This is a genomic window from Leptospira wolffii serovar Khorat str. Khorat-H2, assembly GCF_000306115.2.
In the GTDB taxonomy this organism is placed as follows: Bacteria; Spirochaetota; Leptospiria; order Leptospirales; family Leptospiraceae; genus Leptospira_B; species Leptospira_B wolffii.
Genome location: NZ_AKWX02000016.1, coordinates 62245 through 82987 on the forward strand (window position 1 = coordinate 62245; position 20743 = coordinate 82987).

Genomic DNA, 20743 nt, shown 5'->3' on the forward strand with positions numbered 1-20743 from the left:
CGAATTTTTTTATCCGGGAAGTTCCTCTTCTAATTCCAGTTCTAATTCGCAGAGCGTGGGCGAGAATCGGGAAGGTATCTCTTTTCTGAATTTTACGATTCCGGAAAAGGGAAAGAAATTCTTAAATCGAAATCCGTAAACGGCTCCCGTAATCGCATCTCCGCTTGCTTTGGAGATTTTGGAATCCACAAAGAAACGTAGGAACTTCTTTCCCACGGATTGAGCGGTAGCAAAGAAAACGGATTCGGAGTCGAAGACTTCCACGTAAAATTTCGGTCTAAGGACTCCCGGCTTTTGGACAAGTAGGCTCGTAGTCATGGGTGAATTGTATTCTTTCGACTTATCCGATCTGTGACGACTGGATTTCAAGTCCGGTTTTTCGGTTACGATCCAGTAAAAAGAAGCCTTCGTAAAAACTGCCTTTTTGGGATTGAAGCTCTTCTTTTCTTTTTTCAGAATGTCCGGAATGAACCCGAGTACTAAAAAGCTCCAGACCAAATTGGCCGTGATTCGACTCTTGCAGGAAAACAAGAGAATGAGTCTGGAGGATCTCTCCAAGTATTCCGGGATAGAGGATATAAAGGATCTTAAGAAAGAATTGGGAAAACTATATATGGTGGGAACTTATCCTTATACCCCCGACCAATTCATAGAGCTGGACTATGACGGAGACACCATCGGGATACGTCTTCCCGTGAATTTGGAGCAGGGCCTGGTCTTAAGCGTGAGAGAATGGGCCGTTCTTCGAAAGCTCTTTCTGGAGGAGGAATCTCGAGAGGTTCGTCCGGATCGTCAAAAGATTTTTAAATCTATATTACAAAAAATTCATACAATTCTTCCTTCCTCGGGAATCCAGAGTGAAAGCGATCTCAAACAAGGCATCCGAGATGCGATTCTTGCCGGAGAATCCTTGCTTCTGGATTACAGAGCTTCCGGCGAGGAAAATGTGGAGTCTCGTAAGGTGGACCCATGGGCTTCTTTGAGTTTTAGGGAGGAGTATTTGATCGGGTATTGTCATTCCAGAAAAGCTCCCCGCACTTTTCGATTGGACTCCATCGTCAAAATGACTCGAACCGGAGAAAAATCCCTGCATGTTCCGGACGAGGAAAGAAAACAGGCCATTCTGCGCCTGAAAGAATTTTTGGATCGCTCAGAGATAGAAGATTCGAATTTCGCGGAGATCTATCACACCGCGGAAGTGTATTTCAATCTGCATTCTCGAATCGGTCTGGAGAGAACTTCGGAGTCCATTCTTCTGGATGGAGTTCGTTATCATCTTTCCAGGGCAAAAATCAGAAACGAAGAATGGTTCCTCTCCGAGATCAAAGGATTCGGACCCAATGTCATCGTTCGCGCTCCCGAAGATCTTAAAAATAGAATGAAATCCTACTGGCTCGCTTCCCAATCCGCTTAATCCGTTAATGGATTGACTGAGAAACTTTTACGGGCGAAGTAGAACGTATCTTGCTTTCTCCCGCAAAAATCAATCTGGGATTAGAAATCCCTTACAAAAGGCCGGACGGTTTTCACGAAATCCGTAGCGTTTTTCTAAGATTGAATTGGGGGGACGATATCCTTATTGAACCCATCGATCCGGGGAGTTTCCAACTCGTTTCCCAAAACGAAATCATCTCCGAAAAAAGGGAACTTTATGAAGAAGTCTCCGAGAGAGGAGATCTTTCTAAGAACATTCTCTTCAAAGCTTTTACCAAGATTCGGGCTCATTACAGAGAATTGCCGGGTGTTCGGATCCATTTAACAAAAAGAATTCCCCCCGCAGCCGGCCTGGGTGGAGGTTCCACTAATGCGGCCTCTCTATTGTCTTTTTACCTGGGCTTAAAACCTGAATTTCATTCCGACGATCTCTTCCAATTAGCTGCCGAGATAGGGGCGGATGTTCCCTTCTTTCTTTCCGAGGACCACGCCTTTGTGACGGGTAAGGGAGAAATCATGAGGGAGATTGAGGTCCATTCCGGTCAGGGGATCTTGGCTTTAACTCCTCAGATTCTCTCCACTGCCGAGATGTACGCAGGTCTCAAAAAGCCTTTACAAGACGACCCACCTTCGAAAAAATGGATTTCTCTAGGCAATGAAGTCGAATTTTTCTTAAAAGAGGGAAATTGGGCGGCCTTGAGAGGAAAGCTCGTAAACGATTTCGAGCCCCTAGCTTTCCGGAAGTTTCCCGAGTTGGAGAGATTGAAGGAAAGTTTTTTAGCAAATGGGGCTAGTTACTCCTCTTTAACCGGTTCAGGATCTTGTATTTATGGATTGGTGCAAGGGTTGGAGATCCGGGAAGAGCTGTTTGCTAAAATGCAAACTGAGTTTCCGGAGATTAGGTTTATCGGCTTTAATTATTAAAGATTGAAACTGGGCCGTCGCCAAGTGGTAAGGCAGCGGTTTTTGGTACCGCCATTTCATAGGTTCGAATCCTATCGGCCCAGCCACTTGTTGTTGATTTCACCGGATTACTGAATGGACGCCAAAAAGGAAGCTGTCGCCGTAGTTCTAGCTGCGGGCAAGGGAACCCGCATGAAGACGGAGCTACCCAAAGTGGCGGTTTCCTTAAACGGAAAGCCGCTCCTAAATCACGTCATCGATCATCTCCGCAAGGGAGGCGTCGAGGACGTAGTCATCGTTGTAGGCTATAAAAAAGAAGAAGTCCAAGCTCTCTGCAAAGGCATTTCCGGGATTCGATTCGCGGAACAGAAAGAGCAATTGGGAACAGCTCATGCCGTTCTTAGCTCCGAAGAGTTGGTCAAGGACCATACTGGCCCCATCTTAGTCGCCTGCGGGGACGTTCCTATGATCACAGGCGAAACCTTCCGTTCTCTTGTTTCCACCCATATCCAAAACGGATTCTCCGCTACTTTACTTTCCGCCAAAGTGGATAATCCCGCCGGTTACGGTCGCATCGTTCGCAATTCTTCCGGAGAAGTAGTCGCCATCGTAGAAGAAAAGGATGCCGATCCGGAACAAAAGAAAATCAACGAAATCAATACCGGGACTTATGTTTTCAGTTCCGAAGGGCTATTCGATTCTTTAAGAAGAATTGGAAACAGCAACGCACAAGGAGAATATTATCTCCCGGATCTAGTCGAATTATATAAAAAAGAAGGAAAGAAGTTGGGCGCAGTCATTCTGAAGAATAGTGGGGAAAGTCAGGGAGTGAATTCTCCGGGCGATCTGGAAAATCTATCCGCCATACTAAACAACGAGGCGGTCGTGAAATGAGTTCGAATATAGCGGTATTTTCCGGCTCTTCCAATCGCACGATTGCAAACGAGATCTGCCAAGAATTGGGAATCGAACCCGGCAAGATCAATCTACGCAAATTTTCCGACGGAGAAATCGCCGTCAAAATCGAGGAGAACGTAAGGGGTAGGGACGTCTTTTTGATCCAGTCCACTTCCGCTCCCGCCAACGACAACTTGATGGAACTCCTTCTCATCATGGACGCGTTACGCAGGGCCTCCGCGAAAAGTATATCGGTCGTCGTTCCTTATTACGGATACGGGCGCCAGGATAGAAAGGCCGAGCCTAGAGTTCCGATTTCCGCGAGAGTGGTCGCGGACCTGATCGAAGCACTCGGGCCGACCCGAATGATCGTAATGGATCTACACGCGGATCAAATCCAAGGCTTCTTCAAAGTGCCGGTGGACAATCTCCACTTTAGCCCGGTATTAGTAGAATACATTCTGAGCAAAAAATTCGAGGATCTAGTCATCGTTTCTCCGGATTCCGGCGGAGCGGAAAGAGCCAGATCCTTCGGTAAGAAAGTGAACGCCACTTTGGCGATCATCGATAAGCGTCGTCCGAAAGCGAACGTATCGGAAGTGATGAATGTCATCGGAGATATCGAAGGAAAGAACTGCATTCTTTTGGACGATATGATCGATACTGCCGGAACCATCTGCAAGGCGGCCGACGCTCTTTTAAAGAACGGCGCTAAATCGGTATATTGCGCGGCGACCCACGGAGTTCTCTCCGGAGAAGCCATAGATCGTTTGAACGCGACTCCTTTCACCGAAGTTGTCTTGTCCAATACGATAGAGATTCCGGAGTCCAAGAAGATCTCCAAATTGAAAACTCTCTCCGTGGCGCCTCTATTCGCGGCGGCCATCCAAAGAATTTCGACCAATCAATCGGTCAGCGATCTATTTATATAGGATAACAAGGGTAAGAACCATGAGTCACAAAATCGTCGTTAAGAAAAGGACGGAAACCGGAAAGAACGTAAACAATCGTCTCCGTGCTTCCGGACAAGTGCCTATCAATATCATCGGCGGTGGAAAGGCAGCCTCCGGTGCGGTTAATGAAAAAGAGTTGGATAAACTCGTTCATTCCGGAATTCGTCAGTCCACTCTGATCGATCTAGATGTGGAAGGCGAGGGCGTTCAAAAAGTCTTCGTAAAAGAAATCCAAAGATTTCCAGAAATCGACAGAATCCGTCACGTGGACTTCTACAAAGTCGAGCCAGGCAAAAAAATCATCACTAAGATCGGAATCCGTACCGAAGGAACCGCTAAAGGATCCAAAATGGGGGGTCAGTTCGACCATCTCATCCATGAAATTCGCGTGAAGACCGTTCCCGAAGATCTGCTGGAAACGCTGGTTTTGGACGTTACCGATCTGGATGTGGGAGATTTCATCAAGGTAAGCAACCTGAAAGTTCCCGCTAGCTGGGAAATTCTGGTAAACGGAGATCCGATCGTGGCTGCCGTTCTGAAAACTAAAGCGTTACTTGCTCAGGAAAGAGCCGAGGCTAAAGAAGCTTCCGGTGCCAAAGGAAAAGACGGTAAGAAAGGGAAATAATTCCCCTCTCTTGAGATCTAAGAATTTGGAAAACGGTATTGTATGAAGCTAATCGTCGGACTGGGAAATCCCGGAGACAAATACAATAATAACCGAGCGAACATCGGCTTCAAGATTCTAGACGTTATTGCCAATAACATTAACGTAGAGATCAAGACCAAGAAGAAGAAATCACTGATAGGAAGAGGCGATTTCGAAGGAGAAGAAGTAGTTCTTCTCAAGCCTCAGACTTTCAGCGATCTCTCCGGAGAATCCGTTCTCTATATCGCTTCCTTTCTGAAGATCCAAGTTCAGGATATCCTGATTATCCACGAGGATTGGACCTTGCCCTTGGGAAAAATCGTCGTGGACAAAGGAGCTAACGGGAACGAGAATCCCGGAGTCAAATCCATAGTCCAATCGCTTCGTTCTCCGAATTTCATCCGTATTCGTATCGGCATAGGCAACGACGAATTCGACGGAGGAAATTTGGAGAGCTTCCTGAAGGAGGATTTCCAACCTTTGGAAAACCTCAGCCTCATTCAGATCATCAACGACGCGGAAGCGGCGATTCGATCCATCAGTCTCGGAGATATAGAGGATGTGATCGAAAAATATAGATTATAAAAACCTCGGACTCGACCGGGGTTTTTTTCCTTCTTCTTTTTCTCTCAATTTTCGAAACTTTCCTATTTTTGGAATTTTCGGGCAATCCTTCCGCCATCCACTATTACGAACGAAAACTCCTTTACTTTTCGGGAAAAAAAGGGACTCTGAATATGGGGAACTTTTTCGACAGGATTGGTTTCCAAGCTATATCGATACCATTTGGATTTCCGGGCGGTTTTCAGAACTTTTCGCCGAGTCTAAACATACGGGAAGAGGAACTCCGAGAGAGATGCGGAGTTTGGGAGTAATATATGAATAACAATAATAAAGGCTTAAGAATACTGATTTTATTTATCATAGTAATCTTGGGCATTTCGTTTTTTTCCACCCAGATTCGGGATGTTTTGGGAAAGAATCCTAGACAGATCGCATTCTCTCAATTCATGACCATGTTGGAACCGGAAGGAGGTTCCAAGCCTATCGGTAAATTGGTTTCTAAGGATTCCAAGGTTCCGGGTTGCGACAAACTCGTGATGGAACGGGACGTGATTCGCGGTTGCTTCGAACCTTTTAGCGGGGATTCCAAAGAACCGGTCAAGTTCGAGACTACGGTCGCTCCTATCGATAAGGATTTTCTTTCTTCTCTCAAGAGGTCCAATATGGATCTAGAAGTAGTTTCCGCGGAAAATAGCCACGGACTGGGAATGCTTAGCTCCTTCCTTCTTGTCGGCGTGATCGGAATTTTTATATTTTACTTTTTCATAATGCGCCAGGTGCAATCCACCGGCAATAAGGCATTCTCCTTCGGAAAATCCAAAGCAAAGATGACCGTGGATCCGAAAGTGAAAGTTAGCTTCGCGGACGTAGCAGGTTGCGAAGAAGCCAAGACGGAACTCGTCGAAATCATAGAATTCTTAAAAGATCCTAAGAAGTTCCAAGCCATGGGTGCTAGAATTCCCACAGGAGTTCTTTTAGTGGGTCCTCCGGGAACCGGTAAGACCTTGCTTGCAAGAGCCGTTGCGGGAGAAGCAGGTGTGCCATTCTTTAGTATCTCCGGCTCCGACTTCGTAGAGATGTTCGTGGGTGTGGGAGCTTCCAGGGTTCGCGACTTATTCGAACAAGGTAAGAAAAATTCCCCTTGTATCATCTTTATCGACGAGATCGATGCGGTAGGTCGTTTGAGAGGAGCCGGTTGGGGCGGCGGCCACGACGAAAGAGAGCAGACTCTGAACCAGATGCTAGTCGAGATGGACGGCTTCGAGAAGAACGAAGGTGTCATCGTGATGGCCGCCACGAACCGGGCAGACGTACTCGATCCCGCTCTACTCAGACCGGGACGTTTCGATAGACAAGTGATGGTGGATCTTCCCGACTTAGTAGGAAGAGAGCAGATTCTTAAGGTGCATTCCCGTAAGGTTCCTTTAACGAGCGATATCTCCTTGAACTCCATCGCAAGAGGAACCCCCGGTTTTACGGGTGCGGATTTGTCCAATTTGATCAACGAAGCGGCCCTTCTTGCAGCTCGTAAAAACAAGAAGAGAGTCACCCAAGACGAGCTTGAAGAAGCTCGAGACAAGGTGATGATGGGACCTGAGCGTAGATCCTTCTTCATTTCCGAAAAGGAAAAAGAAGTTATCGCTTATCACGAGGCAGGCCACGCGATTTTAGGAACTCTTCTGGCTTATACCGAGCCCGTTCATAAGGTTACGATCATTCCTAGAGGTAGAGCTCTCGGACTCACCCAATCTCTTCCTACCGAAGACAAACATATCCATACCAAAGCGTATTGGTTGGATCAGATCGTAGTTTGTATGGGAGGATTCATCGCGGAAGAATATAAGTTCAAGATGACTTCCACCGGTTCCAGCAACGATATCCAACAAGCCACCAATATCGCCAGAAGAATGGTCTGCGATTGGGGAATGTCCGAAAAACTCGGAACCATCAACTACGGTAGCGGACACGAAAGTCCCTTCTTAGGCAGGGATATGGGCCAAAGCAATAAGGCTTATAGCGAAGAATTTGCCGCGATGATCGACAAGGAAATCCGCGATATCGTTCAGACTTGCTTGAACAAAGGAAGAGAACTGGTCCGTAAGAATTCCACTAAGTTCGAGAATTTAGCCAAGGCGCTTCTCGCCAAAGAAACGGTTTCTCATGAGGAACTGATGGCCATCGTGCATCCCGCGAACGAGGAGCCTAAGAAGAAGGCGGAAAAATCCGCTAAGAAGGAAAAATCCGGGGAACTACCCGGCAAGCCGGCCTATTCTACCGGTGTGGAATGAGATACTGGCTCTTTAAAACGGAACCGGACGTATTCTCCATCGATACCTTGAAATCCTCCCCGGGGAAAACCGCTCCCTGGGAAGGCGTGAGAGGATACCAGGCTAGGAATTACCTGAGGGATGAAATTAAGAAAAAGGATCTGATCCTATTCTACCATAGCAGTTGTAAACCTCCACATGTGGCAGGTTTAGCAGAGGTCGCAAAAGAAGGTTACCCGGACCATTTCGCCTTCGATAAGAAACATAAGTATTTCGATCCCAAAAGCGATCCTAAAAAACCGACCTGGTTCATGGTGGATGTGAAATTTAAGGAAAAATTTTCTCGCCCAATTTCGCTAGAAGAATTAAGATCCCACGGGCAACTAGAAGGAATGGTGCTTTTGCAACCCGGGGGAAGACTTTCCATCCAGCCGGTTAGCAAGGAGCATTTTTACTATATTTGTGAGTTGGCCGGGGCCAAGAGTCTCCCCGGCTAGGGAGAACTTGGGGTGAATCTTTTCCGAAACATTCGAAATACTTTTCTTCTTTGTGTTTCGATAGCCGTTCTTCCTTTTTTCTCCGCTTACGCCGAAGAACGGATTTCTGTATTCCCGATAGCGGGAAGCATGTCCGGTGTTCCTTTAAATACTTACATGTCGGTGCGTGCGGTTTCTCCGGGAGAGCATTTCTCCCTCCAAAATCTAAACTCAGGATCCTGGTACGGTTTAGATAAAAATAGCGTTTCCTATAGCTTTACGGAAGACGTCTTCTTGGCTAAGCTAAGCGTCCAATCTCCTCCTAAAGAAGGTACGATCTCCTGGTATTTCGTTCTGAATAATACAGGCATGGAAAATCTGACTCTTTATCGCAAGGTCGCAAAGCCGGAAGGAGTCGTTTGGGCGGAACTTTCCCGGGACATGAGAATGTCCTATATCCAACCTGCGTTTTTGATTGAGAGTCCTCCGAATAAGGAAGAGGAGTTTCTGGTCCAGGCCTCTAGCCGAAGATCTGTCGTCCTAAATTTCCAGGCTTGGGCCCCTAAAGAATTCGCGGCGCATATCCAATCCGAAAATCTTCTCTTGGGAATCTTTTTCGGAGCGATCGGAATCATGTTGGTGTACAACGGCTTTGTCGCCTTCGTAGTTAAGGATTCCAGTTACTTCTTTTACGTTCTTTATCTTCTGTTCTATGCGTTATGGCAATTGTCGGTGACCGGAATCGGCGCGCGATTCGTGGTCCCGGCGCCCGCCACATCTTGGAACGATTATCTGACGGGATTCGCTTTCTTATCCGTTGCATTCTCCCTTTTGTTCACAAGGGCATTCCTTCATATGGAGAGGGAAACAGGCTGGAAGAATATAGCCTTTCTGGTTCTCGCCGGTTTCGCTTTTTTAGGATTCTTCGCTTCTTTGTTCCCGAGCATCTACCGTCCTATGATCCGGGCGGTTTCCTGGTATCCTTTTATCGCAGCCATGATGGTGGTTTATTCCGCTGCGGTTCGATTGATCAAAGGGTATCGTCCTGCCAGATACTTTCTCATCGCTTGGTCGGTCTTGATCATATCGGTACTCGTCACTTCTCTTCGCAATCTTTCCTGGATTCCGGATAATTTCATCACTCATTGGTCCGCTCCTTTCGGAGCTCTGATCGAGATGACCTTCCTCTCCTTCGCCTTGGCGGATAGAATCAAGACTCTGGAAAAGGATTCTCTCCAGGCTAGACTGGAAAATTACGAGAGCCAATTAAAGTTAACCGAAATTGAGCAGGAACTGAAGATCGCGAGAGAACTGCAAGAGTCCATTCTACCCGAACGCGTGCCGGAAGTGAAGAATTTGAAACTTTCGGTACGAAGCGAATTCGCGAGCTCCGTAGGAGGAGATTTCTACGATTTCCAATATTTGGATTCGGGTAAATTGGGAATCTTTTTGTCCGATGTGTCCGGCCACGGAATCCCGGCGGCAATCATCGCTTCTATGGTTAAACTCGCATTTTCCATCGAGTCCAGAAAGAACGACGATCCCGCCGAGGTCCTAAGAAGCATCAACCGGTCCCTCAGTGGAAAATACGGAAAGCACTTTATTACCGCCGCTTATCTTCTTGTGGACGGAGAAACCGGAAGAGTCGTGTATTCGAACGCGGGACATCCTCCCGTGGTTTCCATCGCCCGAGAATCGGGAGAGGCAAGAGAGATCTTCCTACCCGGATGGATCATGGGAATGGATCCGAATCTGAAAAATTCGGTTATCGATTTCCAAATGAAACCCGGAGATAGATTGGTGATTTATACGGATGGGATCACGGAGGCGAGAAGCGTTGCAGGAGAAATCTACGGCTTCCAGAAATTTTATAAATTGCTCGAGGAGAATATTTCGATCTCCGGCGAGAAACTTGCGGACCTATTGTTCAGCACGATTCGCAAGTTTGCCGGAAACCGGAAGCATTTCGAGGACGATCTGACTCTGATCATCCTAGACTACCAACCGGTTTCCGAAAGTCAGTCCAAAAGAGAAGTTACTTCGACGCTTTCAAAAAACTGATAAGTTCGTTCGGGACCTGGATCGGTCTTTTGCGATAACTCTTTTTGTACTCCTTTTTATATTCCTTATGGCAGTTCTTACAGGAGGATTCCAGGTCTCCGCTGGCGATCGCCGCATCGCTGATTTCCTTCCACTTGGCTTTTTGATCGTCCAAGGCGAAATTAGGAACTTCCTTTAGGATTCTTTCCAGGGCGGCCTTGTCCCCTTTCTTGGCCTTCTTGGAGGCGGGCTTAGTATAATCTTCCATGAAATCATGGAGAGTGGTCTCGGTGGTGCCGGATTGCGCATAAGCGCTTCCCAATCCGATGATAAAGACGAAGGAAATTGCGAGAATTTTAGATACACGGTTCATTGAGGAAACCTCTGATTTTTTCCCCATTCTTGTTTTTATTTCGGATCGGGAAAGTCCTTTCTGGATTTCGAATATTGATTCGTTTCACGGAAAAAATCCGGGAGAGAAGAAAAATTGGAATCGTTTTGAGGGGACTCAGGTCATGGAAAATCAATCCAAGAGACGATTCCACTCCTGGTCGTAGTATCTCACCAAACTTTGGTTGTCCAATCGGTTCGGCTCCGTCGGAACCCGGGACATGTCCAACGGAAATTCGGATAATGACTCTAGCTCGCTCGCATTCAGAAATTTTAATCCTTGGGGAAGAGCTTTTCGATAGGCAGGAATTTTTTCCGTTCCCGCCAGGACGAATCCCCATTCTCCGAAAGAAGGAACATAAACATGCAAAGCCTTAGTGGAGAATCCGACTTCTTTCAATGTGGCTTCTATGCACCAGAAGGACATCCTGGCGAATAGGGGAGAAGTGGACTGTATCTCCACGACGGAGAATCTATTTAGTCTACGCTTTAAACTTTTGTAAAATGCTGTACTGTACAACTTTCCGATCGAGAAATTGCTGGGATCCGGAAAATCGATCAGAACCACGTCGAAGACCTTATCGGATTCTTCCAACCATAGGAATGCGTCCGTGTTCACTACTTTCACTTTCGGATGCTTGAGACTGGATTCGTTGATGTCCGTGAGCACCTTCTGCTCCGAGAATAATCGGGTCATCTCCGGATCGAGATCCACCAGAGTCACATCCTCCACTTCAGGGTGCTTTAGGATTTCTCGGACGGCGAGTCCGTCCCCTCCTCCTAACACTAGTATGTGTTTGGGATGAGGATGGGCGAGAATGGCCGGATGAGCCAAGGTCTCGTGATAACGATACTCATCCCTGGAACTGAATTGTAAGTGTCCGTTCAGGAAGAGTCTCAATTCGTTCTTATACTTAGTGACCACGATCTTTTGGAAATGAGTTTGCTTGGAATAGATGATCTCGTCGGTAAATAGACTTTCTTCGCTATAGTAGGTGATCATCTCGGAGAACGCGAATCCTAGTCCGAGTAGCGTCAGAACGAGCGCCGCCTTGGCTCGTAGACTATTCTTATCCTTTTCGGATAATGGTAGTACGAACGTACCCCAGAGTGCGGTTCCCGAATTCAGTATCCCGAAAAATAAGGAGGTCTTGATCATCCCCAATTTAGGAGCGAAAAAAATAGGAAATGCCAGGGACGCGAGAAGCGCTCCCGCATAATCCAAGCTCAGAACCTTGGAGACCATGTCTCGGAATCCTAATTTGTTTTTTAGGATGCGAAGGAGTAAAGGGATCTCCATTCCTACGAGAGTTCCTACGGCCACTACAATTACGAAGAGAGGGATTTGAAAAATTCTGGTCTGACCGAAACTTAGGAATAGAAGCGAGGCGCTGAAACCTCCTATCAGTCCGAGAGCCAATTCCACATCCAGGAATTTGGAGACCAGGTCCTTTACGAGATATCGGGAAAGCCAACTCCCGATTCCCATGGAGAATAAGTAGACCCCTATAACCAGCGAGAATTGGGTAACGGTTTCTCCTAATAGATAGCTTGCGACGGTGCCTGCGAGCAACTCGTAAACGAGCCCGCAGGAAGAGAGTATGAGTACGGAAACGAGAAGGGCTCTCTGCAGTTTATTTTCCTCCGGGAAATTTGCGCAGGAAGCTGGCGTAATGGGAGCGATAGATTCCCGGATTCTGTCTTACGGTTTTAGGAACATTATCCACTTCGTCGAAGTCGGCGCTCGCTCCTCCCGACGAGTACTGGGAAAAGAATCCTAGGGCCATGGAAGCTGCGAATAACGGATAAACGAGTCCTTTTAAAAAATTCCACATAGATCTCTCCTATTCCCTCATGGATTCGAAGGAGTAACTCCTAAAGAAGGTGTAAACCAATGGTACCCAAAGTAGGATGGCGAACAGGAAGAACGGACCTACCCCGATCACGTCCCGAACCACTTTGACTTTGTAGTCCGCTCCCGACCCCGGAGGAAAATCGGATTGGCTTTCCAATCTAAGGTAATATCTTCCTGGAGGGATCGCCGCCAGGGACTTGGAATCGGATCTGGATCCTTCGGACCAGGATTCTCCGTCGTCTACTCCGCTATAATAACTGTTTTCCACGGAGGTATCGTAAGCGACATCCGTATCCGCGTTGATTAAGGCCACGGAAAAGTAGATATATTTATTGTCCAAGCTCGGAGTCTCGATTTGGATTTCCACGTTATCCTTCTCTTCTCCCGGCATGTCGAAGATTTCCGTTACGAAGGAATTGTCCCTGAAATTAGGGGAACCGATATCCGTATTTCTTTCCGAAGTTTGGGTATAGGAGAAATCTCCCTGGAATACGGTCAGGTTCTTGGCCTTGGAACAGCCGTAAATCTGAAGAGCTAAGAATAGGAAGGACAATCCGGCCGCGATCCAAATGTTTCTTTTCAGACGGATCTTGAATGGATTGGGTTCGCAAACTCCTACGGAGTCGGACTTTCTCAACTTGGACGCCACTTCCAAGGGAACGGAAGCCTTCATCACCTCGAAAGGCACGAAAGTTCCTTTGGACCAGAATATTTCGTTTTCCGTTCTCTCGGAGGACAACATGAAAGGCGGAGAGATGAAGTCCTCTATGACCGCTTTTTCTCCTGCGGTAACCTTCCAATAGAATTCGCCCAGAGCGAAATCGGTATCCGAATCCGAACGGGAGAACCAATCGAATTTTTTCTTACCGAAGATGCGTTTCATTCCGGAGGTCCATTTTGGAACTCCTTGTAAGGGTTCGAAATAAGTCCAATTGCCTCCGTTCTCGTTCAACCAGGCATAACCCCCGGAGAATCGGAGGAGATAATCCGTCCACTCGAACTTCTCCCCGTCCACCCGAGTGGATTTTCGTAGAATCCCTAAGACTTTGGATTCGGGGCGTTTCGGTAATTTTACGACCGTGCCGAGAGGGAGAAACACTCCTTTCTTGGAGACCTTATCGAACTTAGAGATGATCTGCAATTCTTCCCTTTCCGTATCCATTACGGTTCCGCAATATTCGCAGGCTATAGATTTGGAAAAATCGGGGCTAAGTAGGCTCAGTGAGGCACCGCAACCCATACATTGTACGGATCTCGCCGGAATCTGAGCGGTCGCAAAGGAGACTTCTTCCTGTCTTACATTTGTTAAATTAAGTTCTTCTAATGTTGCAGAGGTTCCGGAGAATAATAGGGGGGGATCTTCCGAATAATCGACTGTTCCGAACAACCCATCCTCGTTTGCAAGATCGAGTAATACCGCGGAGTATCCCGTTTGGAATCCGATCGGCAATTCTCCCTCTCCGCCGACACAGGTTGCGGTCATGATCTCCTTTAGGGTCCATTCCTTTTCTAAAAAGAAACTGTCTCCCGGAGTCAGTTGGTCTCTCGTCTTACTTAAGGCTTCCAGGATTTTAGGGCGGCCGGCCGAGTCCGTTTCCAGCTTGGGAAAACGATCCTTGGGAATATCGCCTTGCAGTTTGGTATAATAATACGTTCCTTGGGCCTCTCCCAACCAGGCGGAACTTCCGTCCGCTTCCGCCACATGCCACTCGTTCCAGAATCCCAGTTCGAATTTAAGTTGGATCCTTCCCAGGACTCGGAAGTTTTTTCCGAGATAGGTGCCTTCGGTTCCGATCTGAACGATGGAATGATCGTCGGCCAATTCTCCCGCTAGGCCGATCTTTTCCAGATTTACGTCCTTTTTTACGGAGAGAGTCTTGCAACTGGAACAAACGGCGTACACGGACGCTTTGTTTTCGATCGGTACGGGGGCTCCGCAGTTGGGGCAACTCAGTTCGGGCACAAAGAAAGGTGTTATATCCGCAGGGGAACCCTGTCAATCCTGGTTTTCTTCCTACAAAAAGAAATTTCCTAAATTTCTATTGGGAAGTCATAGAGCGTTTCGCCATCCTTCTCGCACGATCGGATGCCGGATCTATATCCCCCAAGGCTTTTTCCAATTCCTGCAGTCCCGGATTTTCCCAGGTGGATTCGTACAGATTCTCTGCGTTGAAGATGTGAAAATGATTATCGAAATGAATTCTCACGTAATGATCCGCCTTGGAAAACATGGCCCGATTGATTTCGTTATAGATTTCTTCGAATTCCGTGGTTTGCAGATCCGGCTCGAAATCCGAGAGGAATTTTAGGGAAAGCAGGACCACGTATTCTCGGGACTGCTTCAGCAGTTTTAGCGCTTCGTAAAGATATTGTGTCTTGATACCGGGAAGATAAGGGCGGGTATTTAAGGCGATGGTCTTCTTTAAATTGGAAGCGCCGAATTCCCTATAACCCATTTCCAAATGTTTACGCACCTCCGCATCCTTGGTGCGAAGCGCGAATTTGGAAAGATAGTCCAATTCTTTTCGTACTCTTTGTCCGGAGGACTCCACAACCTGAGAATACAATAATACCAGCAATCGTTGGGTCTGGCGCATCTCGTCGTAGGAATGGCCCAGGTCGAATTGCAAATATAGAGTGAAGGTCTCTATATGATGCTGTAGGCATCTTCTATACAGAGCCTTATCCGCTTCCGTTCCGTAATTGGAAATCGTACTATTGATGGCTTTTAGATGGAATTCGTTCTGTTTCAGTCCTCTCTCGACTCGGATTAATGCGGTGGCTCGGTTGCTATCCAGGTCCGCGCGAATCGACAAGGAAGGAAAAAGGAGAATCGAAACGAACAGGATGATGATCGTCGAGCGGTAAGAATATATTCTCCTCATATAAGGATTTTCGGAGAAGAGGGGGGTTCAAATTGAACCCCGTTATAAGATAAAAAACGAATCCCTTTTTTTCCGCTTATGTCCGCTTTCTCAGCCGCAGAGCATTAGCGACTACTGAAACGGAACTGAATGCCATCGCGGCTCCGGCGATCCACGGAGAAAGAAGACCTGCGGCTGCGATCGGAATTCCGAGACTATTATAGGCCAGAGCCCAGAAAAAGTTTTCCTTAATATTCTTAGTGGTGGCCCTGGCGATCCGGATCGATTCTGCGAGCCTGGAAAGATCACCTTTTACTAATATGATTCCGGCGGCTTCCATTGCGACGTCCGTTCCGGTTCCCATTGCAAATCCTACCTCTGCCTGAGCCAAAGCGGGGGAATCGTTGATGCCGTCTCCCGCCATTCCGACTCTCTTTCCTCGGTTTTGGAATTCCTTGATCCGATCAGCCTTGTCTTTCGGCAGAAGGGAGGCATGGATTTCGTCTATCCCGACTCTTTCCGCTACGGAGAGAGCGGTGGTCTTGCGATCTCCCGTCAATAGAACTGCCTGGACTCCGAGCTCTTTGAGCTCTTCCAAAGCCTCCTTGGCTCCTGTTTTGATCTTGTCTTCGATTCCGAATACGATCCAAGAGGTAGAATCGAATATTCCCCAAACGGTGGTTTTTCCTTTTTCCTCCCAGGATCTGGATAGGCTTACCAGTTCAGTAGGAAGAGTTTCCTTCTCGGCTAGAAATTCCTGTTTTCCGATCCGGAAGATTTTGCCTTCGATTTTGGATACGACTCCCTTGCCCGGTTCCGTTTCCAATTCTACGGTAGGCTGGAAAGATATTCCTTTTTCTTTGGCGAAGCGAACGATTGCCTTGGCCAATGGATGAGAAGAAGAAGCTTCCGTAGCACCCGCGGCTCGGAGAAGAATGGACTCATCGCCTAATACCCGATAGTCGCTTACGATCGGATTTCCTTCGGTGATCGTTCCTGTTTTATCGAAAGCGATCAGATCCAGTCGAGCTGCCGTTTCGAGAGACTCCGCATTTCGGAAGAGAATCCCTTCTACCGCTCCTCTGCCCGTTCCGACTAAAATCGAGATAGGTGTGGCGAGTCCTAATGCACAGGGGCAAGCGATGACTAAAACCGCGATGGATTTTTCCAAGGCGGAGCCCAAATTGCCGGGTTCCAAAATCAAATACCAGAGTAAAAAGTTCAACGTGGAGATGGCGATCACGATAGGAACAAATACCGAGGAGATTCGGTCCGCTACCTTCTGGATGGGGGCTCTGGAATTCTGCGCTTCTTCCACGATCCGGATGATGGAAGAAAGCACCGTATCCGAACCTACCGATTTCGCATTTACGATCAATACTCCGTTCCCGTTGACAGTCCCTCCTAACACCTGATCGCCGGGCTTCTTATCTACGGGCAGACTCTCTCCAGTAAGCATGGATTCGTCCACAGAGCTGAATCCTTCCGTCACCGTTCCGTCCACGGGGAATTTTTCTCCGGGAAGAATTTGAAGGACGTCCTCTTTCTTTACGTACTCGGAAGGAATTTCCGTCCAAGTATCTTCCTTTTTGATTCTTGCAGTATCCGGTCGCAACCGCAATAAGGAGCGAATGGATGCGGAACTTTTTCCTTTGGCCAAGGCCTCCATCCATTTTCCTCCCAAGAGAAAAGTGAGAAGAACCGCGGAAGTCTCGTAGTACAGAGGAGGAAGAATGAAGTGATGAGCGTGCCCGTTCAACGCCGTTCGAAAGAACAAATCCCCTTCTCGCAGACCGTATATAACGCTTAACGTCAGGCTGTATCCGTAAGCGGCGCTTGTTCCCAAGGCCACTAACACGTCCATATTCGGAGAAAGATTCCGCAAGGCCCTAAAGGCTCCCCTATAAAAAGGGAATCCTATCCAGAATTGCACCGGAGTAGCTAATAGAAATTGCACCCAGGGATGGGAAAGAACTCCCGGATTCGGCAGGAAATTCAAAAACTCGAAATGCGAAACCATCGAGTAGAAAAGAGGAAGAGATAGAGCCAGAGAAGAAAAGAATCGGAATTTTAATCCGGCGATTTCCTTTCCATGAACTTCTTCCGTGCGTTCCAAGGATTGCGCGTCGTGTTTCGAGGCGGAGTATCCTAAGGATTCCACTTTTTTAATTAACATTTCCGGTTTTAAGTCGGAGGAGAATCTTACGAAAGCGGTTTCTCTTCCGAAGTTGACCCTGGCTTCCTCTACTCCCGGGGTTTTTGCAAGACCTGTTTCTATTCTTCTAGCGCAGTTGGCACAGGTCATTCCGAATAGATCCAGAGTGATTTCCTGTTCCTTGTCTATCCCTTTAGAGAGAGTATTATTCTCCATGACGATGCACTTCCCTATGAGAGTTCATTTCGGATTTAAGAAGGGGAAGATCGTATCTGACTTCCATACCTTTTACGGATGATCGAACGGGTTGGAGAATTAATTCTCCTTTCGAGTCCGCGGACAGAGCATCCGACTTACATAGAAAATAATTCCGAATCGGAGAACATTTTAGTTCCTTCTCTCCTTTGTCTGTCTTGATTCTTGCGGAAATCGTAGAATCCGAAACGGTCGGATTCTTAAAATCCATATCCAACAGAAATATCTTATATTCGTTTTCTTTGGAACGAACCACTTCCGTATGGAAGGGGCCCGGCATGCGGATCTTACCCGAATTGGGTCCCGGGATATCCTCTCCATGAGGGTAAAGAGAGGAGGAAAGGAAAAGCGTGAGAATGCCTATGAAGCAAAGCCCTTTGGAGTTCATGGGCTTCTCCTATAGCTTTCGGGTGGAAACGACAGAATAACCGGAGTCTTCTATCGCCTGGGATATCTTTTCGATATCTCCGTTGTCCACCGTGACCTTTTGGGTATCCAGATCTACGCTCGGTTTCGAGGATGGCTCCGCGGAAAGCACCGCTTTTTCGACGGTCTTTGCACAATGACTACAGGTCATTCCTTCCAATATTAATTCATACATAACGTACTCCCGTATTCTTTCGAACTGAGTCTATTCTAAACCTTCCCATAATGGTAAGGTCAATGCCCCGTATCAAAAAAAATACGAAAATTCGAAAAAATATTTTCTAAACCTTCCAATAATTAGAAGGTTGTAGAAGAATGAATATCGGCGAACTTTCCAAAATTTCCGGAGTCAGTGCCAAGCTCGTAAGACATTACGAATCCATCGGACTGATTCCAAAAGCTATCAGAACCAATTCGGGTTACAGGGTCTATGGGGAAAACGACGCGCATTCTCTGATTTTTATCAAAAGAGCCAGAAACCTAGGATTCTCCCTGCCCGAGATCAAAAAGCTGCTCGGACTTTGGAGGAACAAGACTCGGGCGAGTTCCCAGGTCAAATCCCTGGCCTTGGGTCATGTGAAAGAGATGCAGTCCAAGATTTCGGAACTACAGTCCATGTGCGATACCCTGTCCAATCTTGCGAAACATTGTCATGGGGACCACAGACCCGATTGTCCTATCTTGGAGGATTTGGAAGGACGTCCTACAAACAGGAAGAAAAAGTAATCCTTCCTACGACTGTCCCCTTAATTTCGTTATAGAAAGGCTGGCTATCCGAATCGCGTCGGAAATAATTCGGAAAATCGGCCTTCTATGAACAAAACCTATTACCCTCTGATTCTACTCCCTTTGCTTGCGTTCGGGGCGTATTATTATCTTTCTCCCGAATGTTCCCAAGGCGATTGTAAGAACGGTTTCGGAATAGAATCCCTGCCGGGGAGATACAGATTCGAGGGAGAATTCAAGAACGGGCTCGCCCATGGTAAGGGTAGGTTGGAACTTGCAAACGGGGAATATTACGAGGGAGAATGGAAAAACGGAATCAAGGAAGGGAGAGGCCTGCAGCGTTTTTCGGACGGAAGATATTACGAAGGTTTCTGGAAGGAAAATAAGGAGAACGGGAAAGGGATCCTGAAAAATTCCGACGGAGTCGTTTTGTTCGAAGGAGAATGGAAAGAAGGAAAGGCGGCGGCTCCGTGAGATATTCTATTATTACTATTTTATTATTTTCTTTTACTTTATTTGCCGAGGAACCTAAGGCCGACGTGACGCAGTCGGAGTCGGGGGTATATGCCCATACTTCCTTTCGTTCATTGAGCGGAGAATTTTTACACTCGAACGGATCGATTCTGGATGCAAGCAAGAGAGGGATCCTGGTCGACACCGCCTATATGATTCCCGGGCATGAGGCTTGGGATGGTAAGGAAGCCTTTGCGAGAACCCTGAAACTCTTAGAAAACATTAAAAGAGATTAATATGAATTGTCCCCGTTGCCGGAACGAACTCACGGAATACCGCGAATCGAGCGGTCTGTATTTGAAATGCACCTCCTGCGGGGGTATCCTAGGAAATCTATCCGTACTTCGTAGAAGATCCAAAAGGTCTGCAATCGAAAAGATCAAAAACGCGATTCTCACCGGGGGATCCAAATTAGGAAAGCTTCCCTGCTCGGTTTGTCATAAGCCGATGTTAACCCTCCGGTATACGGATGAATCCAGTAGAACCATGGAGTTGGATTTTTGCAAACAATGTCATTTTATTTGGTTCGATGAGAGCGAGTTGGAAAGAATTCCCCGCGAAACTGGAATCGAAATCTCTAAAGAAAGAAAGCCTGAGATTCCGGAAAGATCGCCGGAATATGTGATGGATAGTCGTTCTTCAGAAGATCTGATCCTTCCGCCTTTCGGACACCAGGGTTCGATAAAAATCCCGGATTCGAATTCTGCGTTCGGGTTGAGCGGTCTGCCTAGATTCGTTTATCAAACTGCCGATTATTTCGGAGTCTATGTAGTTTGCAGCTTGGCCTTTCTGTTCTTCGCCTATTTCGATTTTGAAGAAAACGATCCGTTTTTATATCGCATGGCTTTCCATCCGGATCGACCTTTTAAATATAATGGAATCGGAATCTTCTTATCCTTTTTTGCCCACGATGGGATTCTCCAAGCCTTGGGTAATGCGGTATTCTCCCTATTATTCGTCAAGCGGGCGGAAAACATGCTCGGCTCCTTGCGTATCATCGGCCTTCTGCTCCTAGGACATTTTACCGGTCTCTTGACCGACTACTTAACGATTTGGGATGACGATATTTATACTATGGGAGCGAATGTATCCCTATCCTGTGTGGCCGGCTTTCTGCTATGGAAGGTTCCCGGAGATTATCTAGGTTTCGATACGGACGACGATCCTTGGGTAAACAATCCGCTTTTCTTAACTTATCCGGTCGCTGTTTGGGCGGTCCTTTGGTTCATTTTGCAGATTCCGTTTATAATGACTGCGGACGGAACGGTCAACTTCTTGTCCGTTATCGCAAGTTCTTTCGTCGGATTTCTTTTGGCATTCGTTTCCTCCAAAATCCGTTGAATACGGCTTGGCGAAAAAAATAGAACTGATCCGACCGA

General features: G+C 47.1%; 22 protein-coding genes and 1 tRNA gene. 14 read left to right on the forward strand and 9 right to left on the reverse strand.

Translation table 11 applies throughout. The annotated features are described in order from the left end of the window. Nucleotides 1-9: 9 nt before the first annotated feature. Nucleotides 10-558, reverse strand: a complete 549-nt coding sequence (locus LEP1GSC061_RS21515) for a hypothetical protein (protein ID WP_198014269.1) — start codon at nt 556-558, stop codon at nt 10-12. Here LEP1GSC061_RS21515 and LEP1GSC061_RS12870 point away from each other — a divergent pair. The 10 genes from LEP1GSC061_RS12870 to LEP1GSC061_RS12920 all read left to right on the forward strand — a co-directional run bounded on the left by LEP1GSC061_RS12870 (nt 467) and on the right by LEP1GSC061_RS12920 (nt 10201). Beyond that, nucleotides 467-1414, forward strand: a complete 948-nt coding sequence (locus LEP1GSC061_RS12870; RefSeq protein ID WP_016545930.1) for a helix-turn-helix transcriptional regulator — start codon at nt 467-469, stop codon at nt 1412-1414. The genes LEP1GSC061_RS21515 and LEP1GSC061_RS12870 overlap by 92 nt on opposite strands. A 50-nt stretch (nt 1415-1464) precedes the next feature. Next, nucleotides 1465-2358: a 4-(cytidine 5'-diphospho)-2-C-methyl-D-erythritol kinase gene (locus LEP1GSC061_RS12875; RefSeq protein WP_016545898.1), complete on the forward strand. Its 894-nt coding sequence runs from the start codon at nt 1465-1467 to the stop codon at nt 2356-2358. A gap of 10 nt (nt 2359-2368) precedes the next feature. Then, a tRNA-Gln gene (locus LEP1GSC061_RS12880) sits at nt 2369-2444 on the forward strand. A gap of 28 nt (nt 2445-2472) precedes the next feature. After that, nucleotides 2473-3231 (forward strand): sugar phosphate nucleotidyltransferase, encoded by a 759-nt coding sequence (locus LEP1GSC061_RS12885; protein WP_016545886.1) that lies wholly within the window; start codon nt 2473-2475, stop codon nt 3229-3231. Beyond that, complete coding sequence (locus LEP1GSC061_RS12890) at nt 3228-4166, forward strand: ribose-phosphate diphosphokinase (protein WP_016545874.1); 939 nt, start codon at nt 3228-3230, stop codon at nt 4164-4166. Before LEP1GSC061_RS12885 ends, LEP1GSC061_RS12890 begins: the two co-directional genes overlap by 4 nt. Nucleotides 4167-4185: 19 nt before the next feature. Next, nucleotides 4186-4812 carry a 50S ribosomal protein L25/general stress protein Ctc gene (locus LEP1GSC061_RS12895; RefSeq protein WP_016545940.1) on the forward strand — a complete coding sequence of 209 codons (627 nt, stop codon included), beginning with the start codon at nt 4186-4188 and terminating at the stop codon, nt 4810-4812. Between the two features lie 42 nt (nt 4813-4854). Beyond that, a complete protein-coding gene (pth, locus tag LEP1GSC061_RS12900) occupies nt 4855-5418 on the forward strand; it encodes an aminoacyl-tRNA hydrolase (protein ID WP_016545840.1) in 564 nt (187 codons plus the stop codon). Between the two features lie 293 nt (nt 5419-5711). Further along, nucleotides 5712-7685 carry an ATP-dependent zinc metalloprotease FtsH gene (ftsH, locus tag LEP1GSC061_RS12910; RefSeq protein WP_016545899.1) on the forward strand — a complete coding sequence of 658 codons (1974 nt, stop codon included), beginning with the start codon at nt 5712-5714 and terminating at the stop codon, nt 7683-7685. Further along, the gene (locus LEP1GSC061_RS12915; protein WP_016545854.1) at nt 7682-8161 is read left to right on the forward strand and encodes an EVE domain-containing protein; all 480 of its coding nucleotides are present in this window, start codon (nt 7682-7684) and stop codon (nt 8159-8161) included. The genes ftsH and LEP1GSC061_RS12915 overlap by 4 nt, the downstream gene beginning before the upstream one ends. A gap of 129 nt (nt 8162-8290) precedes the next feature. Further along, nucleotides 8291-10201, forward strand: coding sequence for a PP2C family protein-serine/threonine phosphatase (locus LEP1GSC061_RS12920; protein WP_232218456.1), 1911 nt, complete (start codon nt 8291-8293; stop codon nt 10199-10201). Here LEP1GSC061_RS12920 and LEP1GSC061_RS12925 read toward each other — a convergent pair. The 8 genes from LEP1GSC061_RS12925 to LEP1GSC061_RS12960 form a co-directional block, all read right to left on the reverse strand. Next, entirely contained in the window at nt 10176-10553 is a 378-nt protein-coding gene (locus tag LEP1GSC061_RS12925) for a hypothetical protein (protein WP_016545904.1), read from the reverse strand. The two genes, LEP1GSC061_RS12920 and LEP1GSC061_RS12925, sit on opposite strands and share 26 nt — an antisense overlap. A gap of 150 nt (nt 10554-10703) precedes the next feature. Continuing rightward, nucleotides 10704-12203, reverse strand: coding sequence for a polyamine aminopropyltransferase (locus LEP1GSC061_RS12930; RefSeq protein ID WP_040508750.1), 1500 nt, complete (start codon nt 12201-12203; stop codon nt 10704-10706). A gap of 1 nt (nt 12204) precedes the next feature. Then, entirely contained in the window at nt 12205-12405 is a 201-nt protein-coding gene (locus LEP1GSC061_RS12935) for a hypothetical protein (RefSeq protein ID WP_016545937.1), read from the reverse strand. A 9-nt stretch (nt 12406-12414) separates the two neighbouring features. Beyond that, nucleotides 12415-14388 (reverse strand): DUF4178 domain-containing protein, encoded by a 1974-nt coding sequence (locus LEP1GSC061_RS12940; protein WP_040508752.1) that lies wholly within the window; start codon nt 14386-14388, stop codon nt 12415-12417. Nucleotides 14389-14464: 76 nt separating this feature from the next. Then, nucleotides 14465-15310 (reverse strand): adhesin OmpL37 family surface protein, encoded by an 846-nt coding sequence (locus LEP1GSC061_RS12945; protein ID WP_016545885.1) that lies wholly within the window; start codon nt 15308-15310, stop codon nt 14465-14467. Nucleotides 15311-15386: 76 nt separating this feature from the next. Beyond that, a complete protein-coding gene (locus tag LEP1GSC061_RS12950) occupies nt 15387-17660 on the reverse strand; it encodes a heavy metal translocating P-type ATPase (RefSeq protein ID WP_016545877.1) in 2274 nt (757 codons plus the stop codon). Beyond that, the gene (locus tag LEP1GSC061_RS12955) at nt 17650-18087 is read right to left on the reverse strand and encodes a hypothetical protein (protein WP_016545858.1); all 438 of its coding nucleotides are present in this window, start codon (nt 18085-18087) and stop codon (nt 17650-17652) included. Before LEP1GSC061_RS12955 ends, LEP1GSC061_RS12950 begins: the two co-directional genes overlap by 11 nt. A gap of 9 nt (nt 18088-18096) precedes the next feature. Then, nucleotides 18097-18300, reverse strand: coding sequence for a heavy-metal-associated domain-containing protein (locus tag LEP1GSC061_RS12960; RefSeq protein WP_016545857.1), 204 nt, complete (start codon nt 18298-18300; stop codon nt 18097-18099). 140 nt (nt 18301-18440) lie between these two features. Here LEP1GSC061_RS12960 and cueR point away from each other — a divergent pair, with 140 nt between their 5' ends. From cueR to LEP1GSC061_RS12980, 4 genes are all read left to right on the forward strand, one after another. Then, entirely contained in the window at nt 18441-18851 is a 411-nt protein-coding gene (gene cueR, locus LEP1GSC061_RS12965) for a Cu(I)-responsive transcriptional regulator (RefSeq protein ID WP_016545875.1), read from the forward strand. Nucleotides 18852-18938: 87 nt separating this feature from the next. Then, nucleotides 18939-19325, forward strand: coding sequence for an MORN repeat-containing protein (locus tag LEP1GSC061_RS12970; protein WP_016545850.1), 387 nt, complete (start codon nt 18939-18941; stop codon nt 19323-19325). Then, nucleotides 19322-19600 carry an MBL fold metallo-hydrolase gene (locus LEP1GSC061_RS12975; RefSeq protein WP_016545843.1) on the forward strand — a complete coding sequence of 93 codons (279 nt, stop codon included), beginning with the start codon at nt 19322-19324 and terminating at the stop codon, nt 19598-19600. Before LEP1GSC061_RS12970 ends, LEP1GSC061_RS12975 begins: the two co-directional genes overlap by 4 nt. 1 nt (nt 19601) lies before the next feature. Beyond that, a complete protein-coding gene (locus tag LEP1GSC061_RS12980; RefSeq protein ID WP_016545842.1) occupies nt 19602-20705 on the forward strand; it encodes a TFIIB-type zinc ribbon-containing protein in 1104 nt (367 codons plus the stop codon). The last annotated feature ends 38 nt before the right edge of the window (nt 20706-20743 follow it).

Bases quoted from the DNA above. Each gene is read 5' to 3' on its own strand.
- LEP1GSC061_RS12890 (WP_016545874.1), top strand. From the start codon at position 3,228: ATGAGTTCGAATATAGCGGTATTTTCCGGCTCTTCCAATCGCACGATT.
- LEP1GSC061_RS12980 (WP_016545842.1), top strand. From the start codon at position 19,602: ATGAATTGTCCCCGTTGCCGGAACGAACTCACGGAATACCGCGAATCG.
- LEP1GSC061_RS12945 (WP_016545885.1), bottom strand. From the start codon at position 15,310: ATGAGGAGAATATATTCTTACCGCTCGACGATCATCATCCTGTTCGTT.
- LEP1GSC061_RS12925 (WP_016545904.1), bottom strand. From the start codon at position 10,553: ATGAACCGTGTATCTAAAATTCTCGCAATTTCCTTCGTCTTTATCATC.
- LEP1GSC061_RS12870 (WP_016545930.1), top strand. From the start codon at position 467: ATGAACCCGAGTACTAAAAAGCTCCAGACCAAATTGGCCGTGATTCGA.
- LEP1GSC061_RS12955 (WP_016545858.1), bottom strand. From the start codon at position 18,087: ATGAACTCCAAAGGGCTTTGCTTCATAGGCATTCTCACGCTTTTCCTT.
- pth (WP_016545840.1), top strand. From the start codon at position 4,855: ATGAAGCTAATCGTCGGACTGGGAAATCCCGGAGACAAATACAATAAT.
- LEP1GSC061_RS12885 (WP_016545886.1), top strand. From the start codon at position 2,473: ATGGACGCCAAAAAGGAAGCTGTCGCCGTAGTTCTAGCTGCGGGCAAG.
- LEP1GSC061_RS12935 (WP_016545937.1), bottom strand. From the start codon at position 12,405: ATGTGGAATTTTTTAAAAGGACTCGTTTATCCGTTATTCGCAGCTTCC.
- LEP1GSC061_RS12960 (WP_016545857.1), bottom strand. From the start codon at position 18,300: ATGTATGAATTAATATTGGAAGGAATGACCTGTAGTCATTGTGCAAAG.
- LEP1GSC061_RS12950 (WP_016545877.1), bottom strand. From the start codon at position 17,660: ATGGAGAATAATACTCTCTCTAAAGGGATAGACAAGGAACAGGAAATC.
- LEP1GSC061_RS12915 (WP_016545854.1), top strand. From the start codon at position 7,682: ATGAGATACTGGCTCTTTAAAACGGAACCGGACGTATTCTCCATCGAT.
- LEP1GSC061_RS12920 (WP_232218456.1), top strand. From the start codon at position 8,291: ATGTCCGGTGTTCCTTTAAATACTTACATGTCGGTGCGTGCGGTTTCT.
- cueR (WP_016545875.1), top strand. From the start codon at position 18,441: ATGAATATCGGCGAACTTTCCAAAATTTCCGGAGTCAGTGCCAAGCTC.
- ftsH (WP_016545899.1), top strand. From the start codon at position 5,712: ATGAATAACAATAATAAAGGCTTAAGAATACTGATTTTATTTATCATA.
- LEP1GSC061_RS12970 (WP_016545850.1), top strand. From the start codon at position 18,939: ATGAACAAAACCTATTACCCTCTGATTCTACTCCCTTTGCTTGCGTTC.
- LEP1GSC061_RS12895 (WP_016545940.1), top strand. From the start codon at position 4,186: ATGAGTCACAAAATCGTCGTTAAGAAAAGGACGGAAACCGGAAAGAAC.